Genomic DNA, 24,898 nt, shown 5'->3' with positions numbered 1-24,898 from the left:
GAGCTTTGCCATGCGCGCACTATTTTTCAGCAGCCAGACATACGACCAGGAGAGTTTCCGTGCCGCGCCCGCCATGGAAGGGCTGACCCTGAACTTCCAGGCTGCGCGCCTGACCGAGGCTACCGCCATGCTGGCGGCAGGCCATGAGATTGTCTGCGCCTTCATCAACGATGATTTGTCAGCACCGGTGCTGGAGCATCTCGCGGCCGGAGGCACGCGGCTGATCGCCTTGCGCTCGGCCGGCTATAACCACATTGACCTGAAGGACGCCAAACGCCTGGGGCTGAGCGTGGTGCGCGTGCCAGCCTATTCACCGCACGCCGTCGCCGAACACGCCGTGGCATTGATTCTGGCCCTCAATCGACGCCTGCACCGGGCCTATAACCGCACCCGCGAAGGCGACTTCAGCCTGCATGGGCTGACAGGCTTCGACCTCTACGGCAAAACCGTCGGGGTGATCGGTACCGGCCAGATAGGCTTGGCCTTTGCACGAATCATGGCCGGCTTCGGCTGCCAGCTACTGGCCTACGACCCCTTCCCCAACCCTCAAATGCAGGATCTTGGCGCACGCTACCTACCGTTGCCGGAGTTGTTGGCTCAGGCACGCATCGTCAGCCTGCATTGCCCCTTGACCGAGCAAACCCGCCACCTGATCAATCAGCAGAGCCTGGCGTTGATGCAACGCGGGTCGATGTTGATCAACACCGGCCGTGGCGCGCTGGTGGACACCCCAGCTCTGAGTGATGCCCTGAAAAGCGGCCAGCTCGGCTACCTGGGCCTGGACGTCTACGAAGAAGAAGCACAGCTGTTCTTTGAAGACCGCTCCGACCAACCACTACAGGATGATGTGCTGGCGCGGCTGCTGACCTACCCCAACGTGATCATCACCGCCCACCAGGCGTTCCTTACTCATGAAGCCCTGGCCGCCATTGCCCAGACCACCTTGGAGAACATTGCCCGCTGGGCGGTCGGGAATCCGCAGAATCTGGTCGAAGGTTGATGCTAGGATACGCGGCAGATTTGGAGGACCCATGGTCGAACACGATTTCCGCTACAACCTGTTTAATCCGCAACACACCCTGATCGAATGCCGCTCTCTGGCACCAGGTCGCTACCAGGTCACTGGCAATGGTGGCTCAATCCACAATGACGATGTCTTGCTGGTGACCCTCAAGGGCAGCAAGACCCTGTCAATGCGCCTGACCGTGGAAAAAGTACGCCACCTGATCAACCCGCCCGGTCAGTGGGTAGCCGTGGCCAGTGGCCCGGTCTTCGGCGAACTGGCGATCCATCAGTGGCAAGTCAACTGCGACAGCTGCCAGGCCAGCCTCGACTTCGAGTTCGCGGTAGACGCCAAGCTGGGCAACAAGGCCCAACAACCCGCCGCCGTGGCGCGTATCGCCGAACTGGGTTGGACCACCCAGGGCGACAAACATACGTGCCCGAAATGCCGGGGGCAGGCGCAGTGAAACAACTTCTGTTATCGGCCCTGGCAGCCGCAGGCCTGGTCGGCTGCGCTGCCGAGCCAATGAAGCTGGAGCAGGAGCAAAGCTACATACTGGAATGGATTGGCGAACGGCCACTGATGGACTACAGCCACCTGACGCTGACCTTGGCAGCCGATGGCCGGGCGTATGGCAATGCGGGCTGCAACCACTGGTTCGCGCCGTATCAGCTGGACGGAAACAAACTGAGCTTCGGTCAAATTGGCAGCACCCGCAAGCGCTGCGCACCGGCACTGATGGAGCAGGAGCAACGTTTCCTGCAGGCATTGGGAGAGGTACAACGCTGGGACATCTCGCCAATCGAACAGGTACGGTTCTGGCCAGCACAAGGCAAGCCACTGCGTTTTTGGCCTGAAGAAGGCTAAGTACCCGTCATGTTCTGCAGGGGCCGGCATTGCTGGCCCCTGCAGGGACGCGCAAACCACTGCCTGGCTGCGCGTGATACCGACGGATCAGGCGCCCTTGAGTGCCGTCAGCTTCTCGGTAATGCCCGCTGCGGTCTGCTCACCCAGCAACTGCTCGCGCACCTTGCCCTTGTCGTCAATGATGTAGGTGACCGGCAAACCCTCACTGCGCGGCAACTCAAAGCGCTCGGCCGGGTCGTCAGCAAGCACGGTGAACCCTATCCCCAGCGCATCACTGGCCTTTTTCAGCTCATCACCGCGCAGGCCGTCGAAATTCACCCCGAGCACCGTCACGCCCTTGGCCTGCAGGTCTTTGGCCACTGCATTGAGCTCCGGAATCTCCGTACGGCACGGGCCACACCATTCAGCCCAATAGTTGAGCACCAGCCAACGCCCATCCACGTGTTCAGCCGCCACTTTGCGGCCATTTTGATCCAGCCCATAGTCTGCGCCGCAACCGCCGAGCAACAGGCTCGTAGTGATCGCCAGTACTGCTGCCAATCGCCTTGTCATGGGTCAATCCTTATTGAATATTCAAGCAAAATGCGAAGTCGCTGCGGTTAGAATAGCCGCCACTTCATGCTGGATGCGACCCGAACATGACCGACTTGACGCTTTACCATAACCCACGCTGCTCCAAATCCCGTGGTGCGCTGGAACTGCTCGAGGCCCGTGGCCTGGCGCCAACCGTAGTACGCTACCTGGAAACACCACCCGACGCTGCGACGCTGCGCAGCCTGCTCGGCAAACTGGGAATGACAGCCCGTGAACTGCTGCGCAGTGGCGAAGACGAGTACAAGAGCCTCGACCTGGCAAACCCGGCCCTGTCCGAAGATGAACTGATTGCCGCCATGGTCAGCCACCCGAAACTGATCGAACGACCGATTCTGGTCGCGGGCGACAACGCCGTGATTGGCCGGCCACCCGAAAAGGTGCTGGAGATCCTTTCGTGAGCACGCCCTACATCCTCATTCTGTACTACAGCCGCCATGGCTCCACCAGTGAGATGGCCCGACAGATTGCCCGTGGCGTTGAACTGGGCGGCCTGGAAGCACGTATTCGCACCGTACCGGCCATTTCCAGCGAGTGCGAAGCCGTTGCCCCGAGCATCCCGGAAAACGGTGCGTTGTATGCCAGCCTTGACGACCTGCGTAATTGTGCCGGCCTGGCACTGGGCAGCCCGACTCGCTTCGGCAACATGGCCGCACCTCTCAAGTACTTCATCGACAGCACCAGCAGCCTCTGGCTGAGCGGCGGCCTGGTCGGCAAACCCGCCGCGGTGTTCACCTCAACTGCCAGCCTGCATGGCGGCCAGGAATCGACGCTGCTGTCCATGCTGCTGCCGCTGATGCACCATGGCATGTTGATCATGGGCCTGCCCTACAGCGAGTCGGCGCTGCTGGAAACCCGTGGAGGTGGCACCCCTTATGGCGCCAGCCACCACGCCGGAGCTGACGGCAAGCGCGCCCTGGACGCCGATGAAATCGCCCTGTGCCGGGCGCTCGGCCAACGCTTGGCGAGCACCGCTACGCTACTGGAGAACGGCCGTGGCTAAGAAGCCGAAAGTACTGCCCCCACTGGAGTGGTTGGCTCCACGTGTGCGTATCAGCCGGGCGCTGAGCCTGGCGACATTCGTCGGCTTGATCGCCCTGTTGAGCGTCAACACCCTGCTGTTCGCCGACCTGCATGGCGCACGCTCCTGGGTGATTCTCGGCGTCGAACTGGTACCGTTGCTGATACTGATGCCAGGCATACTGCTGGGCAGTGCCCGCGCTCATGCCTGGATCTGCTTCGTGGTAAACCTGTATTTCATCAGCGGTGTACAGGCCACCTTCGTCCCGGACCGGGCACTGTTCGGCTGGCTGGAAGTGCTGCTGAGCCTGGCGCTGTTCATCAGCGCCTTGCTGTATGTGCGCTGGCGGTTTCAGTATGACCGCAAACTGGCGGGTGAAGGCTCGGCGCAACACTGAGCCCAGCGATCCCCCACCCGCCTTGACCTCAATGGTTAACGGTATGCGCCAGCATCACTGAGAGCTGACACAGTGGCCGCCCGCTTTCGGCGTGCCACTGATTGAACGCCGCCTGCACCCGCGCCAAGTCCCGCAGGCTGGTCGGCGCCTTGTCGATGATGTCCTGAGCCACAAGGGCCGCAACCATGTCGTCGGTAGGGATAAACGTATCCTTGCCGACCATGCGCAGAAAACGAGGTGCCGACAAGCCACCAAGCTGGTTGCCATGCTTGGCCAGGTACTTCCACAAACCGACGATGTCAGTCACTGGCCAGTCGGCGATCAAGGCGCCAAAGCTACCCCTCTCCTTTGCCACATCCAACACCATCTGCGCATTGCGAGGCACGCTCTTGAGCTTGCCCAGGTGACGGATGATGCGGGTGTCCTGCATCAACCGTTCCAGATGCTCAGCGCCCATCAGCACGACCTTTTCCGGGTCGAAGCCGAAGAATACCTGCTCAAACGCCGGCCACTTGGCATCGACCAGGCTGTGCTTGAGCCCGGCGCGAAACACGCGCAGGGCCAGGGTCGACAGATAACGGTCGTCACTGATCGCACGCAACTGCGCCGGGGTGCGCGGCACCGGCAGATACGCCTCCAGTGCAGCGGCAGAGCCGAATCGGTTCAGGCAGTACTCATGCAGCCATTGATAATCACGCATGGCAGTTCCTTGCCGAGTGGTTCGTCAGATGTTCAGCACGTCGAGGAAACGCGGCGTCGCGGTGTCGTCGATGCGCAGATTGACGAAATCGAACAGATTGCGGTCGGCCAGTTGTGACGGCACAACGTTCTGCAGGCCACGGAAGATACTCTCGGTACGCCCCGGCGACTTGCGCTCCCACTCCTGAAGCATGTCCTTGACGACCTGACGCTGCAGGTTTTCCTGCGAACCACAGAGGTTGCACGGGATGATCGGGAATTCTTTCATGTCCGAGTAGGCCTGAATGTCCTTCTCGCTGCAGTAGGCCAACGGCCGGATGACCACGTTGCGGCCATCGTCGGCCAGCAGTTTTGGCGGCATGGCCTTGAGCGTGCCATTGAAGAACATGTTGAGGAAGAATGTCTCGACAATGTCATCACGGTGATGACCCAGGGCCATCTTGGTCGCGCCGATTTCGTCAGCGAAGGTGTACAGGGTGCCACGACGCAGGCGCGAGCACAGCGAGCAGGTGGTCTTGCCTTCCGGGATCAATTCCTTGACCACCGAGTAGGTGTCCTTCTCGACAATGTGGTACTCGATACCCAAGGTCTTGAGGTAGGCCGGCAGCACGTCCTCGGGGAACCCCGGTTGTTTCTGGTCCATGTTCACCGCAACGATCTCGAACTTGATCGGTGCCACCTTCTGCAGGTGCAGCAGAACATCGAGCATGGTGTAGCTGTCTTTGCCGCCCGACAGGCAGACCATGACCTTATCACCGTCTTCGATCATGTTGAAGTCGGTGACAGCCTCACCCGCGAGGCGGCGAAGGCGTTTTTGCAGTTTGTTCTGATTGACCGAAAGGGTGCCCATAGCGCTTGGAATCCGCGAGGTATGACAAAAGCCGACTATTTTACGCATAAACCGACTGGCGGCGTAGGCCAATCCGATAAAGACTGCATCGTGATTAATCCATCGCCTGACAGCGCAATTTGCTCTAAAAAACCCGGTTTTATGCAGCGAACTCCTTCCTATACTGCGACATAAGGCCACCGTGTTTGTGACCTGGTCGTATGGCTCGAACCTCGGGCCAGCAAGCGCTCCTCTGGGGGGCGATGGCAACAACGAAAGGAGTGACTGGCATGATCCATCACGTTCTGGGGCTGTTTACCCATCCCGATCAGGAATGGCGAGAGATTCGTGGCGAAGAGGAAAGCATCAGCCACATGTACTTGACCCACACGTTGATACTGGCGGCCATTCCCGCCGTATCGGCATTTATCGGCACTACCCAGGTAGGCTGGGTCATCGGCGAGCGTGCGCCCGTCATGCTGACCATGGAAAGCGCGCTCTGGATGAGCATCATGTCGTACCTGGCCATGCTTGGCGGTGTTGCCGTCATGGGCGCGTTCATCCACTGGATGGCCCGCACCTATGATGCCAACCCCAGCCTGGCGCAATGCATCGCGTTTGCAACCTACACCGCCACCCCACTGTTCGTCGGTGGTCTGGCGGCGCTTTACCCACACCTGTGGCTGGGGATGATTGTCGGCACGGCAGCCATCTGCTACACGGTCTACCTGCTCTATGTAGGCCTGCCGACCTTCATGAACATACCCTCGGACGAAGGCTTCCTGTTTTCGAGTTCAGTGTTGGCGGTGGGGCTGGTGGTGCTGGTAGCCATCATGGCCTTCACGGTAATCGTCTGGGGACTGGGCGTGGGGCCCGTCTATACCAACTAGAGACTTAGAAACACAGCAACATAGGTGCAACAAACCTCAGGCCGCCGCAAGGCGGCCTGATGCCGTGCATGGACCGGCGGTCTCGGCAGTAATGCTCAGGTTGCGGCATAATCGCCGGTCAGGAGTGTTCCCCGATATGCCCGAGCAACTCAAATCCCGCGTCGAAATTTGTTTCCAGCAGGCTGAAGCCTTTTTCAAACGCCCCTTCCAGCGCCCCGAAGTCAGTTTCAAGCTACGTGGGCAGAAGGCCGGCGTGGCACATCTGCATGAGAACCTGCTGCGCTTCAACCTGCAGCTGTACATGGAAAACCGTGAAGACTTCCTGAAACAGACTGTCGCCCATGAAGTGGCCCACCTGATTGCCCACCAACTGTTCGGTGGCAGCATTCAGCCCCATGGCGAAGAGTGGCAGTTGATCATGCGTGGGGTTTACGAACTGCCGCCGAATCGCTGTCACAACTACGCGATAAAGCGCCGGAGCATGACCCGCTACATCTACCGCTGCCCCTGCGCAGGTAGCGACTTCCCCTTCTCTGCCCAGCGCCATGGCCAGGTACGCCAAGGGCGGCGCTACCTGTGCAGACGCTGTCGGCAGACCTTGGTGTTCAGTGGGGAAACACGGGTGGAATAAACGACATCGCCGGCAAGGCTGGCTCCTGCATGAGGAGCCGACCTTGCCGGCGATGAGCACATCCCAGAATGCTTAGCGGGCAGCGCCTTCAGCCACACCCAGGTCATCGACTGGACGGGTGTCGATGATCGACGTGCCGCCAGAAGCCAACTCGGCCTGCAGCTTGTCTTCGTCCAGTTCGTTGACCCACTTGGCCACCACCACTGTCGCCACGGCGTTGCCAATCAGGTTGGTCAGGGCACGGGCTTCGGACATGAAGCGGTCAATACCCAGGATCAGCGCCAGACCGGCAACCGGCAGGTGGCCAACGGCCGACAGGGTAGCGGCCAGAACGATGAAGCCGCTACCGGTCACGCCAGCAGCACCTTTAGAAGCAACCAGCAGCACCAGCAACAGGGTGATCTGGTGCGTGATGTCCATGGTGGTGTCGGTGGCCTGAGCAATGAACACGGCAGCCATGGTCAGGTAGATCGAAGTACCGTCAAGGTTGAACGAGTAACCGGTTGGGATCACCAGGCCGACAACCGACTTCTTCGCACCCAGGCGCTCCATCTTGATCAGCATGCGTGGCAGGGCCGACTCGGAAGACGAAGTACCCAGCACGATCATCAGTTCCTCACGGATGTAGCGGATCAGTTTGACCACGCTGAAGCCGTGGGCACGGGCGATACCGCCAAGCACCACCAGAATGAACACCACACAGGTGATGTAGAAGCAGACCATCAACTGGCCCAGTTGAACCAGCGAGCCCACGCCGTACTGGCCGATCGTGAAGGCCATGGCACCGAACGCACCGACCGGTGCCAGCTTCATGATCATGTTGATGATGTTGAACATCACATGGGCGAAGCGGTCGATCAGGTCCAGCAGTGGCTTGCCATAAGCGCCCAAGCGATGCAGGGCGAAACCGAAGATCACCGAGAACATCAGCACTTGCAGGATGTCGCCGTTGGCGAAGGCACCGACGACCGTGTTCGGGATGATGTTGAGCAGGAAGCCAACGGTGGTCTGCTGTGCGCCCGCTGCGGCATAGGCCGCGATGCTGCTGGCGTTCAGGGTCGACACGTCAATGTGCATGCCAACACCCGGCTTGACCACGTTGACCACAACCAGGCCAATGATCAGTGCGATGGTGGAGACAATCTCGAAGTACAACAGCGCGTAGCCGCCGGTCTTGCCAACCGACTTCATGTTCTGCATACCCGCAATGCCGCTGACCACGGTGCAGAAGATGATGGGGGCGATGACCATCTTGATCAGCTTCACGAACCCGTCACCCAGTGGCTTGAGTGCCACGCCGGTCTCAGGATAGAAGTGACCCAGCAGGATACCGATGGTGATCGCTACGATCACCTGGACATACAACGATTTGTACAGCGGCTGACGCGTCGTCATGGCTAATTCCTCAAGCGTACCGACCATCATCCTTCCCAGGATGCGGTGGTACCAAAAGCGCGAACCCTCCTGCACTGGAGGGATTTGTTTTGTCGAGCTGCCTGGCAGGACTCTGAAGGCTATTTAGCAATCACGATGCCAACGTGCGCTTTCTGGGTGCGAACCGCCGTTTCTCGGGGCTTGCATGCACTAGGAGGTGGCACAAAAAACGCGGCGCATTGGCGGATTTCCGCACGCAACCGGCGAAAAAACCTAACCAATGGCGGTAATCCGCCCACGCAGCCAGGGTGCGCGTTCAATCCGTTGCAGGATGAAGCACGGAAGCTAGAGTAAGCAGGACATCCTGAACCGTCGCTGAGCGCTGTCCAAACAGCGGCTGAACACGATGGATCGACTCAAACGAGGAGTACCCGCTATGCGTTACCTGCTCGCACTTGCCTTGATCGGCGCCACAAGCCTGGCCCAGGCCGCCGTACAGACCCGCGAAATTGCCTATCAGGATGCCGACGGCAAGCGCCTGGTTGGCTATTACGCCTATGACGACAGCGTCGAGGAAAAGCGCCCAGGCGTAGTGGTGGTGCACGAGTGGTGGGGCCTGAATGACTATGCCAAACGCCGTGCGCGCGAGTTGGCGGGGCTAGGCTACAGCGCACTGGCCATCGACATGTATGGCGATGGCAAGCACACCGAGCACCCGGCAGACGCCATGGCCTTCATGCAGGCGGCTATGAAAGACCCTGACGCGGCGGCCAAACGCTTCGATGCCGGTGTTGATCTGTTAAAAATCCAACCGCAAACCGACAACAATCGAATTGCCGCCATCGGCTACTGCTTCGGCGGAAAAGTGGTGCTCGATGCCGCCCGCCGAGGCGAGCCTCTGCTCGGGGTCGTCAGCTTCCATGGCCCGCTGGCAACCAGCAACCCGGCAACACCCGGTAGCGTAAAGAGCAGGATTCTGGTGGAGCACGGTGCAGCAGACAGCATGGTCCCCCAAGAACAGGTGGATAAATTCAAGGACGAGATGAATGCGGCCGGTGCATCCTATGAATTCGTGAGCATCCAGGGCGCCAAGCATGGTTTCACCAACCCGGATGCTGACCGCCTCAGCCACGGCGAGCACGGCGGACCAGACATTGCCTACAACAAAAGCGCCGACGAAAGCGCTTGGGCAGACCTACAGGTTTTCTTGAAGAAGGTGTTTACGCTGAACTGAAGTGCTGAGGGACGGCGCTTTGGCAGAAAGGATGGGCTGGAAGGGGCACTGGCCTGACGCCATGGATCGCGGCACAATACGGCCATGAAACGACTCCCATCTTGCTGCGCACCGCTCCAGCACCACTGGCCTCTGCCTCGCGCAGTACCCGGCGCAGCACTGGTCAGTTGCTCGTTCGACCCCGCTCAACTGGCTGCCGATGACTTCGTCCTGGCGGGTATAGAACACACCAGCAGCCTGCAACGCTCAGTGGCCAAGCGTCAGGCCGAGTACCTCGCTGGCCGGGTCTGCGCCCGTGCAGCACTGCAAGCGCTGGATGGTCGGGAGTACATCCCTGGTACCGGCGAAGACCGTGCGCCGATCTGGCCAAGCGATATCAGCGGATCCATCACCCATAGCCACGGCTGGGCCGCTGCGGTGGTTGCCCCTAGTCACCAGTGCGCGGGCATTGGCCTGGATCAGGAAACCCTGCTCAGCCACGAACGCGCTCAGCGCCTGGCCGCAGAGATCCTCACAGCCGATGAACTTCACCGAATGGACCCAGACCTGGCTGCCTTGGCGGTCACCCTGACCTTTTCCCTGAAGGAAAGCCTGTTCAAGGCCCTCTACCCTATCGTGCAGCAGCGCTTCTACTTTGAACACGCGGAGGTGCTGGAGTGGTCCACCGATGGCCATGCACGCCTGCGCCTGTTGAAAGACCTGTCCACTGACTGGCGCCAGGGCCACGAGCTGGAAGGCCAGTTCAGCATACAGAATGACCAGGTCCTGACCTTGGTCAGCATCTGAGTCAGGGGTTGAGCGGGCAGTGCGTACAGTGCCCGACCCACGCCACCTTGTAACTCAGGCAACAGGTTCGCCGACGCCGCAGGCCGTGCGCATCGTAGCTGACTGCCGCAAACAACGGGCCACCAGGGCGATCCAGTAGATCACGCGCCTCAACGAGGTCGACCTCCAGGGCCTGCAGGCACTGCTCCAGGCAATCGCCAGCATTCCCCCAGAGCACGGCAACCGGCACCGAGCCCAAGGCTGCCAGTTGCTGAACCAATGGCGTCAGGTGGTGCTCCAACAGGGCCTGCAAGCTATCGCTGCCTGCGGCCAGCGGCTCAAACGCCAGCGGCAGACCACGATCGTCCAGGCTCACGCCGACATTGTTCGACAGCGCCAGCCCTCGCCCGGCACACCGGGCTGACACGGCCTCGCGCCAGAACAGCGCGAAATAGTACTTGGACCACTGCGACACCAGCACAGGCAACTGGGCTGGCATCAACTCAGGCCCATAGAGCGCCAACAGCAGCCTGTGAAAGTACGCCGGACGTAGCAGCTCACTCAGCATCACGGTCTGCTTCATGATGCACCAGAGGCCTGGCTACGCGGCCAACTCAGGCTGAAACACGCCCCACCCAGGCGCTCGCTACGGCTGACCGAGGCCCGCCCTGCATGCCAATAGATAATCCTGCGTACGATGGACAAGCCCAGACCGTGCCCACCGGAAGCCCGGGCGCGGCTGTCGTCGAGGCGGGTAAAGGGGGTAAAGATCCGGTCCCAGGCAGGCTCGGGGATGCCCGGACCATCATCTTCCACATCAATCCGGCAACGCTGGGCACCTAATTGATAGCTCAGGCAGACCTGTGACTCAGCATGGCGCATGGCGTTGCTCACCAGGTTCTGCAAAGCCCGGTGCAAGTAGCGTGGCTCCGCTTCTACCCATGCGCCGTCAGCCTCTTCTGCCCTTTGGCAGGGGCCGCGAACCACGCTCACCTCGCGACGCAATGGCGCCAGCTCGGCGATCACCTGGTCGAGCAGCGCATCCAGGTCGATCAACTGAAAATGCAACGCCGGTGAGCCCTGCTCCAGACGGGCATAGGTGAGCATCTCGTCGACCAGTTTATCGAGGTCCTGAATGTCACCATCCATACCCTCCAGGTACTTTTCCCGAGCCTGATCGTTGCTGGCCCCGGCGATCATCTCCAGGCCGAAACGTAAACGGGCCACTGGCGTGCGCAGCTCATGGGACACGGCACGCACCAGCTCACGCTGAATACTCAACGACCGTTGCAAATGCTCCGCCATGCCATTGAAGGCCGCAGCCAAGCGTCCAACCGAGTCATCATCATCGGCCGTCACACGGGTTTCCAGGCTACCCTGGGCGATGCGTGTGGCAGCAAACTCCAGGGTCGACAGGCGACGCTCCAGCTGACGCACCAGCAAATAGACGATCAAACCAATCAGGCACAAGCCCAGCACGGCAATCACTGCCAGCAACTGGGGTGGGTAGGCATTCATCTGATACAGCGGGCCGAGCTCCAGCACCCAGGGCGTACCGGCAAGGCCGGAAAATACACGAATCGAGTCACCGTCCTTGCCAAGGGCCATCACCGTGTCGCCCTCCTCGACCCGTCGGCGCTGATCGTCATCCAGGTCAGCCTTGGTCATCGAAAGCAAGCGCAGGTCAAAGCCAAACCCCTTGGCTTCCTTCAATTGCGCAAGCCGTCCAGGCTGCTCCGCAACCGGATAACGCACCAACTCATCCGCCAGCAGGTAAATCGTGGCGCGGGCCAACTGCTCACTGATCTGCTTGACTTCACCCATGAGCAAAAACGGCTGGTCGCCAACCTGACGCATCACCCTGGCCGCATGAGGCCCGGTCTTCTCTACCAGTACCTGGCCACGCTGCAACAAGCTGCGCTGACGCCCATCGAGCCCGGTGTGGGCCAAGGACTCCAACGCCAAGGGAATGCCCAGCAAGCGCTCCCAGATCGCCAGCGCCCGCGTACGCTCCACCTCACTGAGCGGCACCAGGTTGTCAGCCATCAGCGTGAAGGTCCCGTGGGCAAGCCGCTCACGGTATTGATCCGCGCGTACCTCATTGAGCAGGTGCAGGCTCAAGGCGCCGAGCATCGCCACCAGCACCAGAGCGCTCAGCATACCGCCGTAGATGCGCAGGAAAATCGAGTTCATGCCTCACGACCCATGGCCTGGGCCGCCTCGGCTACAAACAGGTAGCCTTTGCTGCGCAGGGTCTTGATCATCTTCGGATGGATTGGATCGTCACCGATTTTGGGGCGAATGCGTGAAATACGCACATCGATAGAACGGTCCTGGCCGTCATAGCCCACACCTCGCAACGAGGTGAAGATCTCCTCGCGGGACAACACACGCCCGGCATTGCTCACGAGTAGCCAGAGCAGGTCGAACTCGGCGCTGGTCAACTCGATGCTCGCGCCCCGCAGCCAAGCCTCGCGCAGGGTGTTATCGACCCGCAACGGGCCGAACACCAATGCCTGGTGCTCACTACTGGGGGCATCACTGCGACGCAACAGAGCGTTGATCCGGGCCAACAACAAGCGGGGACGCACGGGCTTGACCACATAATCGTCGGCCCCCAGGTCCAGCCCCTGCACCTGATCAAGATCGTCGCTGCGTGCAGTGAGCATCAGAATTACCCCTGCATAGCGCGGGCGTACCTTGCGACAGATGCTCAGGCCATCCTCGCCAGGCAACATCAGGTCAAGGATCACCAGATCAGGCTGCTCATCAATGATGCGCTGGGCCGCCTTGGCCCCGTCGCCCTCCACCGCTACCTCAAAGCCGTTGGCCTGCAGGTACTCCCCCGTGAGGTCGGCCAATCGCTGGTCATCCTCGACGATCAACACCTGACTGCGCTGCTGCTCCACGGACACCTCTGCTGGGCTTGTTGTTCTTGGAAGACCGCCCGTCAACAAAGGGCAATAATGGCACCGGATACTACGACGCGAACCCACACATTCCAACCGCCACCAACGGCACTGAAAAGCCGTGCCAGGAGCGCTGGACAATGGGGCTTTTTGTGATAGGGTTCGCGCCCGCAAAATTCCGTGTTCGGGGCGTCGCCAACGTAAAAAAAGAGTGACCAACGGCACAATGGCGGTGAGACGCGGCCTACAAGGCGTTGCCCGGAATCACTCACAAAATACGCACAAGTTATCCACAGAGCATCACCTTGCAATACCCCCGATACCGCATTATCTTGTATCCCTATCGAAACAAAACACTATATCTTGGGTTTTCACATAATTCCCAAGCACAAGTCGAGCATTAAACTCAAGCCTTGCAAAATGCTTTTTTTGCTTGAACTTTGAAAGAAATCAGCAGCCAAACCGCTCCTGCGGAGGCGACCGTTGCAAGTTCACCAGAGGGCTTGTTTCGGGTACGGGTGTTGCACACTAAGGCACATCCGACAGCAACAGTTTTGGGCCACGGCCCGAGACCTTTGACTTCGGCCAGGGAGCGGCGAGCGATTGCCCCTTTTTCCTGATCTGTCCCGAAGTAGGTAAGCCCTGCCCCGCACGCTGCCCTTGCGCATGCCTGCGGGTCGGTTGTCGAGCTTTTGGACGGAACGGTTGGCACCTACCCGGTGCCTAAACAAACATAGAAAACGTGGAGACCCCCATGCAAACCGACACAACTCGCGAGAACCCGCAGGCCAAGGCGCCGCAGGCCGCTGATTCGAACCAGGATCTGGCTGCCACCGCTCCGGGCCAACTGCGTGTGATCAAGCGTAACGGTACCGTCGTCGCCTACACCGATGACAAGATCACCGTTGCCATCACCAAGGCGTTCCTTGCAGTTGAAGGCGGCACTGCTGCTGCCTCGTCGCGTATCCACGACACCGTTGCCCGCCTGACCGAACAAGTGACAGCGACCTTCAAGCGTCGCATGCCATCGGGCGGCACCATCCACATCGAAGAAATCCAGGACCAGGTCGAACTGGCCCTGATGCGTGCTGGCGAACAGAAAGTAGCCCGCGACTACGTGATCTATCGCGACCAGCGCGCCAAGGAACGAGCCACCCGCAGCAACAGCGACGTAGCGGTACAGCCACACCCAAGCATCCGTATCACCCTGGCCGATGGCAGCCTGGCGCCTCTGGACATGAACCGCCTGAACACCATCATTTCGGAAGCCTGCGAAGGCCTGGCCGAAGTCGATGGCGAACTGATCCAGCGTGAAACCCTGAAGAACCTGTACGACGGCGTGGCCATCAAGGACGTCAACACCGCTCTGGTGATGACCGCCCGTACCCTGGTCGAGCGTGAGCCGAACTACTCCTTCGTGACAGCTCGCCTGCTGATGGACACCCTGCGCGCCGAAGGCCTGGGCTTCCTGCAGGTTGCCGAAAGCGCGACCCACCACGAAATGGCCGACCTGTACGCCAAGGCCTTGCCGGCCTATGTCGCCAAAGGTGTGGAGTTTGAACTGCTCAACCCAGCCATGGCCGACTACGACCTGGAAAAACTGGGCAAGGCGATCAACCACGAACGCGACCAGCAGTTCACCTACCTGGGCCTGCAGACCCTGTACGACCGTTACTTCATCCACAAGGACGGCGTACGTTTCGAACTGCCACAGGTGTTCTTCATGCGTGTGGCCATGGGCCTGGCGCTGGAAGAGAAAGACAAAGAAGCCCGCGCGATCGAGTTCTACAACCTGTTGTCGTCCTTCGACTACATGGCCTCGACCCCGACCCTGTTCAACGCTGGCACCCTGCGTCCACAACTGTCGAGCTGCTACCTGACCACCGTCCCGGACGACCTCTCGGGCATTTACCACGCGATCCACGACAACGCCATGCTGTCGAAATTCGCCGGTGGCCTGGGCAACGACTGGACGCCAGTACGTGCGCTGGGTTCCTACATCAAGGGCACCAACGGCAAGTCCCAGGGCGTCGTACCGTTCCTGAAAGTGGTCAACGACACCGCCGTTGCCGTAAACCAGGGTGGCAAGCGCAAAGGCGCTGTCTGTGCCTACCTGGAAACCTGGCACCTGGACATCGAAGAATTCATCGAGCTGCGCAAGAACACCGGTGACGACCGTCGTCGTACCCACGACATGAACACCGCCAACTGGATCCCTGACCTGTTCATGAAGCGCGTCTTCGATGACGGCAAGTGGACCCTGTTCTCGCCTTCGGAAGTACCAGACCTGCACGACCTGACCGGCAAGGCCTTCGAAGAGCGCTACGAGTACTACGAAGCGCTGACCGAGTACAACAAGATCAAGGTATTCAAGACCGTCCAGGCCAAAGACCTGTGGCGCAAGATGCTCTCGATGCTGTTCGAAACCGGTCACCCATGGTTGACCTTCAAAGACCCGTGCAACCTGCGCAGCCCTCAGCAGCACGTGGGCGTGGTCCATAGCTCGAACCTGTGCACCGAAATCACCTTGAACACCAACAAGGACGAGATCGCGGTATGTAACCTGGGCTCGATCAACCTGCCGAACCACATCGTCGACGGCAAGCTGGACACCGCCAAGCTGCAGCGCACCATCAACACCGCTGTGCGCATGCTCGACAACGTGATCGACATCAACTACTACTCGGTACCGCAGGCGCGCAACTCGAACATGAAGCACCGCCCGGTCGGTCTGGGCATCATGGGCTTCCAGGACGCGCTGTACCTGCAGCACATTCCTTATGGTTCGGACGCAGCCGTCGAGTTCGCCGACCGCTCCATGGAAGCGGTCAGCTACTTCGCCATCCAGGCCTCCTGTGACCTGGCCGACGAACGTGGCGCCTACGAGACCTTCCAGGGCTCGCTGTGGTCCAAAGGCATCCTGCCGCTGGATTCCCAACAGATCCTGATCGAAGCCCGTGGCCAGAAGTACATCGACGTCGACCTGAACGAGACCCTGGACTGGGCACCGGTTCGCGCACGCGTTCAGAAAGGTATTCGTAACTCGAACATCATGGCCATCGCGCCGACCGCGACCATCGCCAACATCACCGGCGTATCGCAGTCCATCGAGCCGACCTACCAGAACCTGTACGTGAAATCGAACCTGTCGGGCGAGTTCACCGTGATCAACCCGTACCTGGTTCACGACCTGAAGGCTCGCGGCCTGTGGGACGCGGTCATGATCAACGACCTGAAGTACTACGACGGTTCGGTTCAGCAGATCGAGCGCATCCCGCAAGAACTCAAAGAGCTCTACGCGACTGCCTTCGAAGTGGAAACCAAGTGGATCGTCGACGCTGCCAGCCGTCGCCAGAAGTGGATCGACCAGGCTCAGTCGCTGAACCTGTACATCGCCGGCGCCTCGGGCAAGAAACTGGACGTCACCTACCGCATGGCCTGGTACCGTGGTCTGAAAACCACCTACTACCTCCGTGCCCTGGCCGCGACCAGCACCGAGAAATCGACCATCAACACCGGCAAGCTCAACGCCGTGTCCAGCGGTGGCGACAGCGCCCCGGTGCAAACCGCCCCGGCGCCTGCACCCGTGCCTAAGGCCTGCGCGATCGACGAACCTGACTGCGAAGCCTGCCAATAGCACTGATACAGGTGAAACCGTATACTTTCACCTAAATTAGATATCTGTAACCCCTGTAAACACTAGGTCTTAGTCGTTTACAGGGGGTATAGAAGAAATCTATAATCCTAGGCATTACACCTGATGACTAGGAAACGTATACATTGCAAGCCTTCTCCATTCGTTCATTCACTGCTTCGGATGGTGTAGAGATGGCTGTCTTGGTTGATGACCAGGGCAGCCCCCTCTTCCTCCCCAACGTCTTCGCGACGTTCCATTACCGCGATGTCGGTTCCTCTTCAGCAACGATCAAGAAAGCGCTCAGAGCGTTAGGTATGGCCTATCTGTGGGCCTCAGCCAGAAAGCTTGATCTGCATGCAGCCATCAGTTCAGAAGCCTTCCTCTCCATCGAGCAGTGTGAGGATCTGGCCTTCTTCCTTCGCTTGGACAGGGCCTCGCAAGACCGTGAGCTGGCTGTGAGCCTGGAAGAGCTGCCGTCTCGGGTTGTGCGGCTTGAGCAGGTGCGTGGTGGGTTCCACCAGAAGGCCTCAGAGCGCACAGCCTGCTCTGCCGAGGAAGGTGCCTATCGAATCCGTATCGTCGCAGCCTTCCTGGAGTTCCAGCTGGCGAAAGTTGAGCAAGGCTTGCCGCGCCCGGCTCCAGGTGCAGCGAAGGAAAGCGCCGCACACCCGCCCATACGCCGACTGAAGGCCCTGATCCCCAAAGTCAGCAACGCGGATGAGAGCGACGCGCTGGAGGGCATGGATGAGGTCACGATGGCGTTCGCGGACGAGATATTCGACCCTGCCTCAGAGATCAACCCGTTCAGCACAGACTTCATCAAGCACCGAAACCATCTGGTTTACAGGATGTTGTCTGACAACGGCATGCGCCGAAGTGAACTGCGCTTCGTGCAGATCGAGGACGTCAGCTACGCCAACAATCGCGTGCGTATTCGAGTCTCCAAGACCCAGAGTCGCACCGTCCCTATCTCCAGTACGACAGCGCTCGCCTTTCATCATTTCGTCGTCGAGCATTGGTCGAAAATCCCTGCCAAGCAGCGGGCCCACGGCTACCTCTTCACCACCGCCGAGGGCCGCCACATCTGCGCGGACACGATCAATCTCATCTTCAGGACGGCCAGGAAGAAGGCTCACGAGCTGCCTGATGACTTTGCCCCGCACGCACTGAGACGGACGTGGAATGACAGGCTCAGCACAAAAATTGATAAGACCCCACCTGAGAAGCGTATTCCCAAGAACGAAGAGGAGCAGATGAGGAACCGCCTGATGGGCTGGCGGAAAGATTCCCAAATGAGCGCCCGTTACTCGCGCAGAACCATCAGGGTGAAGTCTGACCAGATCGCAGAAGAACTAGCCAACGAAATTGCAGCAGGCAAGAACAAAGAAAATGAATAGCGAAGTGCTAGTTCAACGAAGTGAAGTCGCAGCACCCACAGAAACCACGCTGATCTTGCTGGATGGTAGGATAATCACCGTCAAGATCGGCGAGGAAATCCGTCTGCGAAACAGTGACGGAGAGCCGCTAACCCTTCACTTTGAGTTGCTTAAGGAAGGAAATGCCTTCCATCAATCATTATTCAAGGTCATCTGCGGAACCCTCTCGACGCATAGCCTAAAATACAACGAGGTAATTCTCTTCGCTCTCCGCCAATGGTTTGGAATTGAAGAATGCGGAAGAGCAAATACGCTTGAAATTAGCCATGTAGGTCTAATGACAAAGATTTCAAGCCATTACATAGGGTTTATTATTCCCGCACTAAGACGAATTAAGCATCAGAACCTGGGTGGAATCAGCCCTGATGTTATTGACTTCCTAAGCAATGACCATAAGTGGGAAGAAAGGGGTAACGGAGCTTATTACACGCTCATAACCAACGATCCTGTAAGTGGCGCCCTGACAGATCAGGAACTGAGCAATATTCATGGCGAGCTAAATAACGCATACGCCAAAGGCATAGTGAGCCAAGAAGAATATACTCTTGCCTGGTTTTTTATAGGAACAGGGGTTCGCCCCGTCCAAGCGTCACGCATGATTAAATCTGACGCGCAAATATCAGAGGGAGCAGAAGGGAAAGAAGTAACACTAAGAATCCCTCTCGCCAAGGGCGAAGGCGGTGGCACAGCAGAATATTGGCTGAGGCGTTCCCCTACCGTTCTGGCCGAGTGCTTGATAGTTTACCTAGAGAATCGCAGCGACAAGTCCGGTGACACCAAACTATTTGACGGCACCCCTAGTGCAATTGGGAAGCGTCTAACATCAATTTTGAGTCGCCTTGATACTTATTCATCTCGACTAGAGCAAAGAATCCCAATCTCCCCTTATCGTTTCCGCTACACCCTAGCGACACGAGCCCTGGCCCATGGCGCCTCTGACTTCGAAGTGGCGAGGCTTCTGACGCACCGGAGCACTAGCTGCATCCAGTTCTACCGTGCCTCCATGCCGCAGCTCCAGAACCCCATCCGCGAGGCCATTGGGAAGGAGATGGAGTTCTTTGCCAGAGCCTTCCAAGGGCGCCTTATCACGTCCCTGGACGAGTCCACGCGGGCCGGTGACGATGCCTCGGTCATTGCGGACTTCCTGCGCCTGACGGGCCAGACAGTGGGGGCTTGCGGCACCCGCGCTGAGTGCCACCAGAACGCGCCCATTGCATGCCTGTACTGCCATCACTTTGAGCCGCTGATCGACGCGCCTTGGGAGACTCTGATGGCCTCACTCAAGGCAGATCAGAACATGGAGACAGATGATCGAATTCGCCAGATCAACCACAACGCCATGTCCGCAATTAACGAGATCATTATCGCCCGCGATTCAAAGCGCACCACTACGGATGACGACACCAATGGGTGAGTTAGTTTATTTCTCTGGCAAGGCCGATCTTACAGCCAAGCAGAACTTGAGCGACTTTAATCGTCATGCCGCAGCCAACTGCCAATTTCAGAATATTGTATGGACGGAAAATAGCTGGGATATATCGACCTTTCTGATTGGACGCAACCAAGGGCGAACCAAGAAAATCGCTCACTTTAAATCATTGAGGGATAATTCGGGCAGCAAGTCTACTGTCGATACGCCCTTCGATATGCCGTTCCTAGAATTCGCCAAATCCACATTCAGCGAAATCATGCGACGATTTAAGCTGCAAGAGTACCGGCGATTTCTTTATGCCCTACAAGCCATTGAGCAATCGCTGTTAGACGCAGAAGTAGAACCCTGTGTAACCAGAGTAAACGCCAACATATTGGATGGCGCCTCGGACATTCTCCGGGCTCGCTTTAAGGATGCCTGGTCTGTTGGCAGGTGCCTGGAACGTATTGTCACTGAGATCATCATTCCGGCAAGACTGGTGAACCACAACCTATCGTGGAAGTCGTCGATACCCTATCAGCAGGTAGTTAGGAATGACCGCCTTGATCCAACGATGCGTGAGGAGAACACTTCCAAGCTCCCACACATCCAATCAATTCTCGATCTGGCAAAGATTCACCACGAATCTAAAAGCCTGCCTGACAACATCACTACAGGCTTTGTTTCCTTGGCAATGTTTGCACCTAGCCGGGTATCAGAAATACTGACACTACCAGTCGACTGTATTACCTCTGCGCAAGGCGATGATGGCGAGATGATGGGGATATCTTGGAGACCCGCAAAAGGGGGCTCTCCAATGACCAAGTTTTCCACTTCGGATGCATCGGAAGATATCGCCAAAGAGGCCGTGAAATTCTTCACTGAGCTAGGTGCCAGCGCCCGCGTTGCGGCGAAGTGGTACGCGGATAACCCCGGCCAGCTTTACCTGCCACCCGGTTTTGAACACCTTCGAGGTCAGCCACTTACTCTGCGAGAAGCAAGCTTCATCCTGGGCAGGAAAACCCCTATCCAGAGTGGCCACGCCAGAAGGGTGGGCCTCGAACCCATAGGTGAGAAGACCCATGACCCTGCGCGCCTGGATGAGCTGAGCGGCGCTAGGGGAACCTCCCTGTTCAGCTGGGATTCCTTGGAGCAAACGGTTCTGGCGAAGCTGCCGGCCACGTTCCCGATTCTGGATGGGGAATCAGGCCTGATGTGGCACGAAGCGCTGTTCCTGATCCCTGAGCACGCCCTGAGGCCCAATGTAGAGGCCTTCATGAACGTTCCGTCGACCATTACCACCAACATGCTGAACAACCAGCTTGGCTCCAACCCTGCCGGTGTGACGGTCTTCTCGCGCAACGGCATGACGCACAAGGATGGCAGCCCTATCGCCATCACTACGCACCAGTTCAGGCACCTGCTGAACACCCTGGCCCAGTCCAAGCACCTGTCGGAATCCCTGATTGCCTTCTGGTCTGGGCGTAAGCACATCACCCAGAACGCCTGGTACGACCATCTGCCGCAGGAAGCCTTCATCGAGGCCTACACCAAGTTGGGCGGCGACAACGCCCCTGAATTGAGCGTGCAAGGGCCCATCGCTGATAAGGCTAGGGCCATGGCCGAGAACAACGGCCTAACGCAAAGCCAGGCCCTTAAAATCGAGCTGGGGGCCATCCACAGCACCCGGTATGGCATCTGCCGGCACGACTACGCACTAACGCCTTGCCCAAAGGACAAGGACTGCACCATGTGCGGAGAGCACGCCGTGGTAAAGGGAGAGCCGAAGCATCTGGCAGAGGCGAGATACCAAACGGAAATCCACGAGAAAGCTCTCCAGATGGCCCTGCAAGCCCTGGAGAACGGGGAGCCTGGGGCATCTCGCTGGATCAAACACAACGAAGGCCGCCTGCAACGTTGGAGGCTTGTCCTGAATCGTCTGGCAGACCCTGAGATCCCGGATGGCACGCTCATCACACTCCCGCCTCCCGAGCACTCTCAGTCCAAGACTGGGCTCGCTCAGGCGGTACGTATCGTCAACGCCGTGGAATCTGACGATGAGTCTGCTGATGACTTGAAAACCCTGCTTGAATTGGAGTTCTTCTAAAATGGGTGCCCCTAAGCTCACCGACAAAGACATTGAGAGGGCTGTCCTGCTGCTTGATGGATGGTCAGGCAAGCTCACCTGGGATCGCTATCTAGCCGTGCTAGCAGTGGAAATAGGCCACACCTACACCAAGGTAGCCATGCTGCGTCAGCCGAGGATCAAGGCGGCCTGGGATCTGGCCAAGGACAGGGTGCATGAGAGCGCCCCTCGCGGGGGCTATGGCAATGTCGCCATGTCCCTCTCAGCAGAGCGGATATGCGAACTGGAGAGGCGCGTAGAGCGCCTCACGTTTGAAAACAATCAGCTGCTTGAGCAGTTCGTGCGGTGGGCACACAACGCAACCAGGCGGGGCCTCTCCCTGACCGACCTGGACAAGCCTTTGCCCATCGCCGAGAAGAAGGCCACCAAGTAGTGGCCGTCACTGCCTGGCCAGCAGATCGCTTTCGATGATTTCAAACGTCATCGCAACGACCCGAAGCGCCAGCTCATAGCCTTTCCAGAGGTTCGCCCGGTCATCTGGGAGATCACCGTAGCGCGCAGCGACTTCTGGGTAGATTGCAAGCTCTGCTTCGGTGAAGCCTGGGTCTGACTTGACCTTCAGGAGCTCCGTTCTCAGCGGCACAAGCCGGTGACTGAACTGCTTCTGAAGCGTTGCGTCCGTATGCCCCAACTTCAGGATGAGCACAGCCTTAATGGATATCTCCACAGCCAGGCGGGAGTCTTCCAGGGCCTTCGCACTGGGCGGGGAGCTGAGAAGCGCCGCAGTTGCGCTGGAGAGCTGCCTGGAGGCCGCCATCACGAACTGACCAACATCTGATGGGTTAGCCTCGTCGAGGCGCCTGATGTTCTCCTCCATCACAAAGACGCCATAGGCGTTGCTGAAGTGCTGCAGGTAGGCGTCAAGCGAGTCAGGGGAACTGGCCAGGCGCTGCACCAGATGTGTGGGTACGTTCCTGAGTTGCTCCAGCGGGAAGATCTGCGGGCTCCCGAAAACCAAGGGCATTGCGACCTCTACGAAGGCCATATCCCAGTAGAACGCGGCCCTGCCGAAAGGCTGGCGGACGTGTAGCCCATAGGCGGTGTTTCGACTGAACCACTCCCCTATGACTTTGGTTGCCTCAGCGCCGAAGATCAGACTTTGCTGTGACTCAATGCACCACCTGCGAAAGGCCTCAATCGGGCGACGCTCAGGAATCAATCCCTCCTTGGCCAGCGTCTCGTTGATTCCTTCAAGCCATGACTCCGTTGGCAGCTTTATCCCTGACACGGCGGGTACCTCTCTCAAATCAAGATGTGAGCAGAATAATCGCACAGGCGCTCGTCATTATGCCTCAAATTTGCGTATACTTCGGCCACTCAAAAGGCGGTCGAAAACAGAAATGTTTACGAATTTGTCCGCTGCTCCCGATGCCGTCGTTTCTTACCCGCTCATCTACAGGGGTTTTGAAGAATGTTTACGAAATCGGCATCGGCGTTTTGCCAATAAGGTGCGCACGGCCGGCTCCGACAGGAGTCGGCCTTATCGGCGAAAGGGCTGCCAGGCAGCCCCCTTCGCCACCAGATACAAAGGCCTGGAGCACCACCCGCTCCAGCCCACCAGAGGGGCCTCCCCCTCAAGCATTCAAAAGTTTTGCGTGCACTGCTGTACCCGACGCGAGCTACGCAACCCAAGATCCATCAGGCCATACTGAACATGGCCCTCACGCAGGAGACCCACCATGCTGAGCTGGGACGAATTCGACAAAGACGACGGCGAAGTCGCCGCTAAAAACGCTGGTGCTACCCAATCGATTGAAAACGGTATCGACAAACTCGACAGCGCTGGCGGTGCCGCCGCCCTTGAGGCCCGTGCCGTCACCGCAGCTGACTCTGCTGCCGTAATCCGTGCCAAAGCGGCACTGGATGAACTCGACATCGCCGAAGGCCTGGCCGAGCTGGAAGGCTCTGCAGCCCGTGTAGCCGTTGATGAGAAGCGCATGATCAACTGCCGCGCCGACCTCAACCAACTGGTTCCATTCAAATACGACTGGGCCTGGCAGAAGTACCTGGACGGCTGCGCCAACCACTGGATGCCGCAAGAGGTCAACATGACCGCGGACATCGCCCTCTGGAAAAACCCGGAAGGCCTGACCGACGACGAGCGCCGCATCGTCATGCGCAACCTGGGCTTCTTCTCTACCGCCGACTCCCTGGTTGCCAACAACCTGGCACTGGCCGTGTATCGCCTGATCACCAACCCGGAGTGCCGCCAGTACATCCTGCGCCAGGCCTTCGAAGAAGCGATCCACACACACGCCTACCAGTACTGCATCGAATCGCTGGGCATGGATGAAGGTGAAATCTTCAACATGTACCACGAGATCCCATCGGTCGCGAAAAAGGCCGCCTGGGGCCTGCGCTACACCCGCTCGATCTCCGACCCGGAATTCGATACCGGCACCGTCGAGACCGACAAGGAACTGCTGCGCAACCTGATCGCCTACTACTGCGTACTCGAAGGCATCTTCTTCTACTGCGGCTTCACCCAGATCCTGTCCATGGGCCGCCGCAACAAGATGACCGGTGTTGCCGAGCAGTTCCAGTACATCCTGCGTGATGAATCCATGCACCTGAACTTCGGTATCGACGTGATCAACCAGATCAAGATCGAAAACCCGCACCTGTGGGATGCCGAAATGAAGGAAGAAGCCACGCAGATGATTCTGCAGGGCACCCAGCTGGAAATCGAATACGCCCGTGACACCATGCCGCGCGGTGTACTGGGCATGAACGCAGCGATGATGGAAGACTACCTGAAGTTCATCGCCAACCGCCGCCTGTCGCAGATCGGCCTGAAGGAAGAGTACCCGGGTACCACCAACCCGTTCCCTTGGATGAGTGAAATCATGGACTTGAAGAAAGAGAAAAACTTCTTTGAGACCCGGGTTATTGAGTATCAGACCGGTGGGGCTTTGAGCTGGGATTGATGCTGGCTTGAGTTCACAAGAAGGCTGCCGAAAGGCGGCCTTTTTTGTGCCTGGTGTCCCGTCCTGAATAAGGTTTACACCTTCTGACCTTTCCTCAGGAGGATTCAATGGATTCGGGCAAAAGGCGCAGC

General features: G+C 58.7%; 24 protein-coding genes. 16 read left to right on the top strand and 8 right to left on the bottom strand.

Annotated elements, in window-relative coordinates:
* The first annotated feature begins 10 nt into the window (after positions 1 to 10).
* The 3 genes from CYD26_RS18345 to CYD26_RS18335 are packed head-to-tail and all read left to right on the top strand — an operon-like array spanning position 11 to position 1,870.
* Positions 11 to 1,000, top strand: a complete 990-nt coding sequence (locus CYD26_RS18345; RefSeq protein ID WP_102053265.1) for a 2-hydroxyacid dehydrogenase — start codon at positions 11 to 13, stop codon at positions 998 to 1,000.
* Positions 1,001 to 1,031: 31 nt separating this feature from the next.
* Positions 1,032 to 1,469 (top strand): hypothetical protein, encoded by a 438-nt coding sequence (locus CYD26_RS18340; RefSeq protein ID WP_099775569.1) that lies wholly within the window; start codon positions 1,032 to 1,034, stop codon positions 1,467 to 1,469.
* A complete protein-coding gene (locus tag CYD26_RS18335) occupies positions 1,466 to 1,870 on the top strand; it encodes an META domain-containing protein (RefSeq protein ID WP_102053283.1) in 405 nt (134 codons plus the stop codon). Before CYD26_RS18340 ends, CYD26_RS18335 begins: the two co-directional genes overlap by 4 nt.
* 87 nt (positions 1,871 to 1,957) lie before the next feature.
* On the opposite strand, the gene CYD26_RS18330 is transcribed toward CYD26_RS18335, so the two are convergent.
* Positions 1,958 to 2,422, bottom strand: a complete 465-nt coding sequence (locus CYD26_RS18330; RefSeq protein WP_099775570.1) for a TlpA disulfide reductase family protein — start codon at positions 2,420 to 2,422, stop codon at positions 1,958 to 1,960.
* Positions 2,423 to 2,508: 86 nt separating this feature from the next.
* Here CYD26_RS18330 and arsC point away from each other — a divergent pair, with 86 nt between their 5' ends.
* From arsC to CYD26_RS18315, 3 genes are read left to right on the top strand one after another with little or no spacing between them, the layout of a single operon-like run.
* Positions 2,509 to 2,862, top strand: a complete 354-nt coding sequence (arsC, locus tag CYD26_RS18325; protein WP_102053264.1) for an arsenate reductase (glutaredoxin) — start codon at positions 2,509 to 2,511, stop codon at positions 2,860 to 2,862.
* Positions 2,859 to 3,464 (top strand): NAD(P)H:quinone oxidoreductase, encoded by a 606-nt coding sequence (gene wrbA, locus CYD26_RS18320; protein ID WP_065761847.1) that lies wholly within the window; start codon positions 2,859 to 2,861, stop codon positions 3,462 to 3,464. The genes arsC and wrbA overlap by 4 nt, the downstream gene beginning before the upstream one ends.
* A complete protein-coding gene (locus CYD26_RS18315) occupies positions 3,457 to 3,879 on the top strand; it encodes a DUF2069 domain-containing protein (protein ID WP_102053263.1) in 423 nt (140 codons plus the stop codon). Before wrbA ends, CYD26_RS18315 begins: the two co-directional genes overlap by 8 nt.
* Positions 3,880 to 3,907: 28 nt before the next feature.
* Here CYD26_RS18315 and CYD26_RS18310 read toward each other — a convergent pair whose 3' ends face one another.
* Together CYD26_RS18310 and ttcA are read right to left on the bottom strand one after the other, a co-directional pair.
* Complete coding sequence (locus tag CYD26_RS18310) at positions 3,908 to 4,579, bottom strand: DNA-3-methyladenine glycosylase I (protein ID WP_099775571.1); 672 nt, start codon at positions 4,577 to 4,579, stop codon at positions 3,908 to 3,910.
* A gap of 24 nt (positions 4,580 to 4,603) precedes the next feature.
* A complete protein-coding gene (ttcA, locus tag CYD26_RS18305) occupies positions 4,604 to 5,428 on the bottom strand; it encodes a tRNA 2-thiocytidine(32) synthetase TtcA (RefSeq protein WP_065761337.1) in 825 nt (274 codons plus the stop codon).
* Between the two features lie 269 nt (positions 5,429 to 5,697).
* Between ttcA and CYD26_RS18300 the strand changes: the two genes are divergently transcribed.
* Together CYD26_RS18300 and CYD26_RS18295 are read left to right on the top strand one after the other, a co-directional pair.
* Positions 5,698 to 6,297, top strand: a complete 600-nt coding sequence (locus CYD26_RS18300) for a Yip1 family protein (RefSeq protein WP_102053262.1) — start codon at positions 5,698 to 5,700, stop codon at positions 6,295 to 6,297.
* Positions 6,298 to 6,433: 136 nt separating this feature from the next.
* Complete coding sequence (locus CYD26_RS18295; protein ID WP_102053261.1) at positions 6,434 to 6,928, top strand: SprT family zinc-dependent metalloprotease; 495 nt, start codon at positions 6,434 to 6,436, stop codon at positions 6,926 to 6,928.
* A 72-nt stretch (positions 6,929 to 7,000) separates the two neighbouring features.
* Here CYD26_RS18295 and CYD26_RS18290 read toward each other — a convergent pair whose 3' ends face one another.
* Positions 7,001 to 8,323 (bottom strand): dicarboxylate/amino acid:cation symporter, encoded by a 1,323-nt coding sequence (locus tag CYD26_RS18290; protein WP_102053260.1) that lies wholly within the window; start codon positions 8,321 to 8,323, stop codon positions 7,001 to 7,003.
* Positions 8,324 to 8,738: 415 nt separating this feature from the next.
* Between CYD26_RS18290 and CYD26_RS18285 the strand changes: the two genes are divergently transcribed.
* Together CYD26_RS18285 and CYD26_RS18280 are read left to right on the top strand one after the other, a co-directional pair.
* Positions 8,739 to 9,536, top strand: coding sequence for a dienelactone hydrolase family protein (locus CYD26_RS18285; protein WP_102053259.1), 798 nt, complete (start codon positions 8,739 to 8,741; stop codon positions 9,534 to 9,536).
* An 84-nt stretch (positions 9,537 to 9,620) separates the two neighbouring features.
* A complete protein-coding gene (locus tag CYD26_RS18280; RefSeq protein WP_102053258.1) occupies positions 9,621 to 10,322 on the top strand; it encodes a 4'-phosphopantetheinyl transferase in 702 nt (233 codons plus the stop codon).
* Between the two features lies 1 nt (position 10,323).
* On the opposite strand, the gene fhuF is transcribed toward CYD26_RS18280, so the two are convergent.
* Genes fhuF through CYD26_RS18265 form a run of 3 tightly spaced genes read right to left on the bottom strand, consistent with a single transcriptional unit; the run spans position 10,324 to position 13,210 of the window.
* Positions 10,324 to 10,884 (bottom strand): siderophore-iron reductase FhuF, encoded by a 561-nt coding sequence (gene fhuF / locus CYD26_RS18275; RefSeq protein WP_102053257.1) that lies wholly within the window; start codon positions 10,882 to 10,884, stop codon positions 10,324 to 10,326.
* Positions 10,881 to 12,494, bottom strand: a complete 1,614-nt coding sequence (locus CYD26_RS18270; protein ID WP_102053256.1) for an ATP-binding protein — start codon at positions 12,492 to 12,494, stop codon at positions 10,881 to 10,883. The genes fhuF and CYD26_RS18270 overlap by 4 nt, the downstream gene beginning before the upstream one ends.
* A complete protein-coding gene (locus CYD26_RS18265; protein ID WP_065761345.1) occupies positions 12,491 to 13,210 on the bottom strand; it encodes a response regulator transcription factor in 720 nt (239 codons plus the stop codon). Before CYD26_RS18265 ends, CYD26_RS18270 begins: the two co-directional genes overlap by 4 nt.
* Before the next feature lie 754 nt (positions 13,211 to 13,964).
* On the opposite strand from CYD26_RS18265, the gene CYD26_RS18255 reads away from it, so the two are divergent.
* From CYD26_RS18255 to CYD26_RS18235, 5 genes are all read left to right on the top strand, one after another.
* Positions 13,965 to 16,847 carry a ribonucleoside-diphosphate reductase subunit alpha gene (locus tag CYD26_RS18255; RefSeq protein ID WP_102053255.1) on the top strand — a complete coding sequence of 961 codons (2,883 nt, stop codon included), beginning with the start codon at positions 13,965 to 13,967 and terminating at the stop codon, positions 16,845 to 16,847.
* Between the two features lie 143 nt (positions 16,848 to 16,990).
* Positions 16,991 to 18,244, top strand: a complete 1,254-nt coding sequence (locus tag CYD26_RS18250; protein WP_256588046.1) for a tyrosine-type recombinase/integrase — start codon at positions 16,991 to 16,993, stop codon at positions 18,242 to 18,244.
* Positions 18,237 to 19,697 carry a site-specific integrase gene (locus CYD26_RS18245; protein ID WP_102053253.1) on the top strand — a complete coding sequence of 487 codons (1,461 nt, stop codon included), beginning with the start codon at positions 18,237 to 18,239 and terminating at the stop codon, positions 19,695 to 19,697. The genes CYD26_RS18250 and CYD26_RS18245 overlap by 8 nt, the downstream gene beginning before the upstream one ends.
* Complete coding sequence (locus CYD26_RS18240; protein WP_102053252.1) at positions 19,690 to 21,801, top strand: hypothetical protein; 2,112 nt, start codon at positions 19,690 to 19,692, stop codon at positions 21,799 to 21,801. The genes CYD26_RS18245 and CYD26_RS18240 overlap by 8 nt, the downstream gene beginning before the upstream one ends.
* A gap of 1 nt (position 21,802) precedes the next feature.
* Complete coding sequence (locus CYD26_RS18235; protein ID WP_102053251.1) at positions 21,803 to 22,213, top strand: hypothetical protein; 411 nt, start codon at positions 21,803 to 21,805, stop codon at positions 22,211 to 22,213.
* A 6-nt stretch (positions 22,214 to 22,219) separates the two neighbouring features.
* On the opposite strand, the gene CYD26_RS18230 is transcribed toward CYD26_RS18235, so the two are convergent.
* Positions 22,220 to 23,068: a hypothetical protein gene (locus CYD26_RS18230; RefSeq protein ID WP_102053250.1), complete on the bottom strand. Its 849-nt coding sequence runs from the start codon at positions 23,066 to 23,068 to the stop codon at positions 22,220 to 22,222.
* 451 nt (positions 23,069 to 23,519) lie between these two features.
* Here CYD26_RS18230 and CYD26_RS18225 point away from each other — a divergent pair, with 451 nt between their 5' ends.
* Positions 23,520 to 24,767, top strand: a complete 1,248-nt coding sequence (locus CYD26_RS18225) for a ribonucleotide-diphosphate reductase subunit beta (RefSeq protein ID WP_099775580.1) — start codon at positions 23,520 to 23,522, stop codon at positions 24,765 to 24,767.
* Positions 24,768 to 24,898: the final 131 nt, after the last annotated feature.

The sequence above is a fragment of the Pseudomonas sp. FFUP_PS_473 genome (assembly GCF_002858665.1).
Taxonomy (GTDB): Bacteria; Pseudomonadota; Gammaproteobacteria; order Pseudomonadales; family Pseudomonadaceae; genus Aquipseudomonas; species Aquipseudomonas defluvii.
The sequence above is the reverse complement of the archived record's forward strand: the minus strand, read 5'-3'. Positions and strand labels throughout refer to the sequence as shown.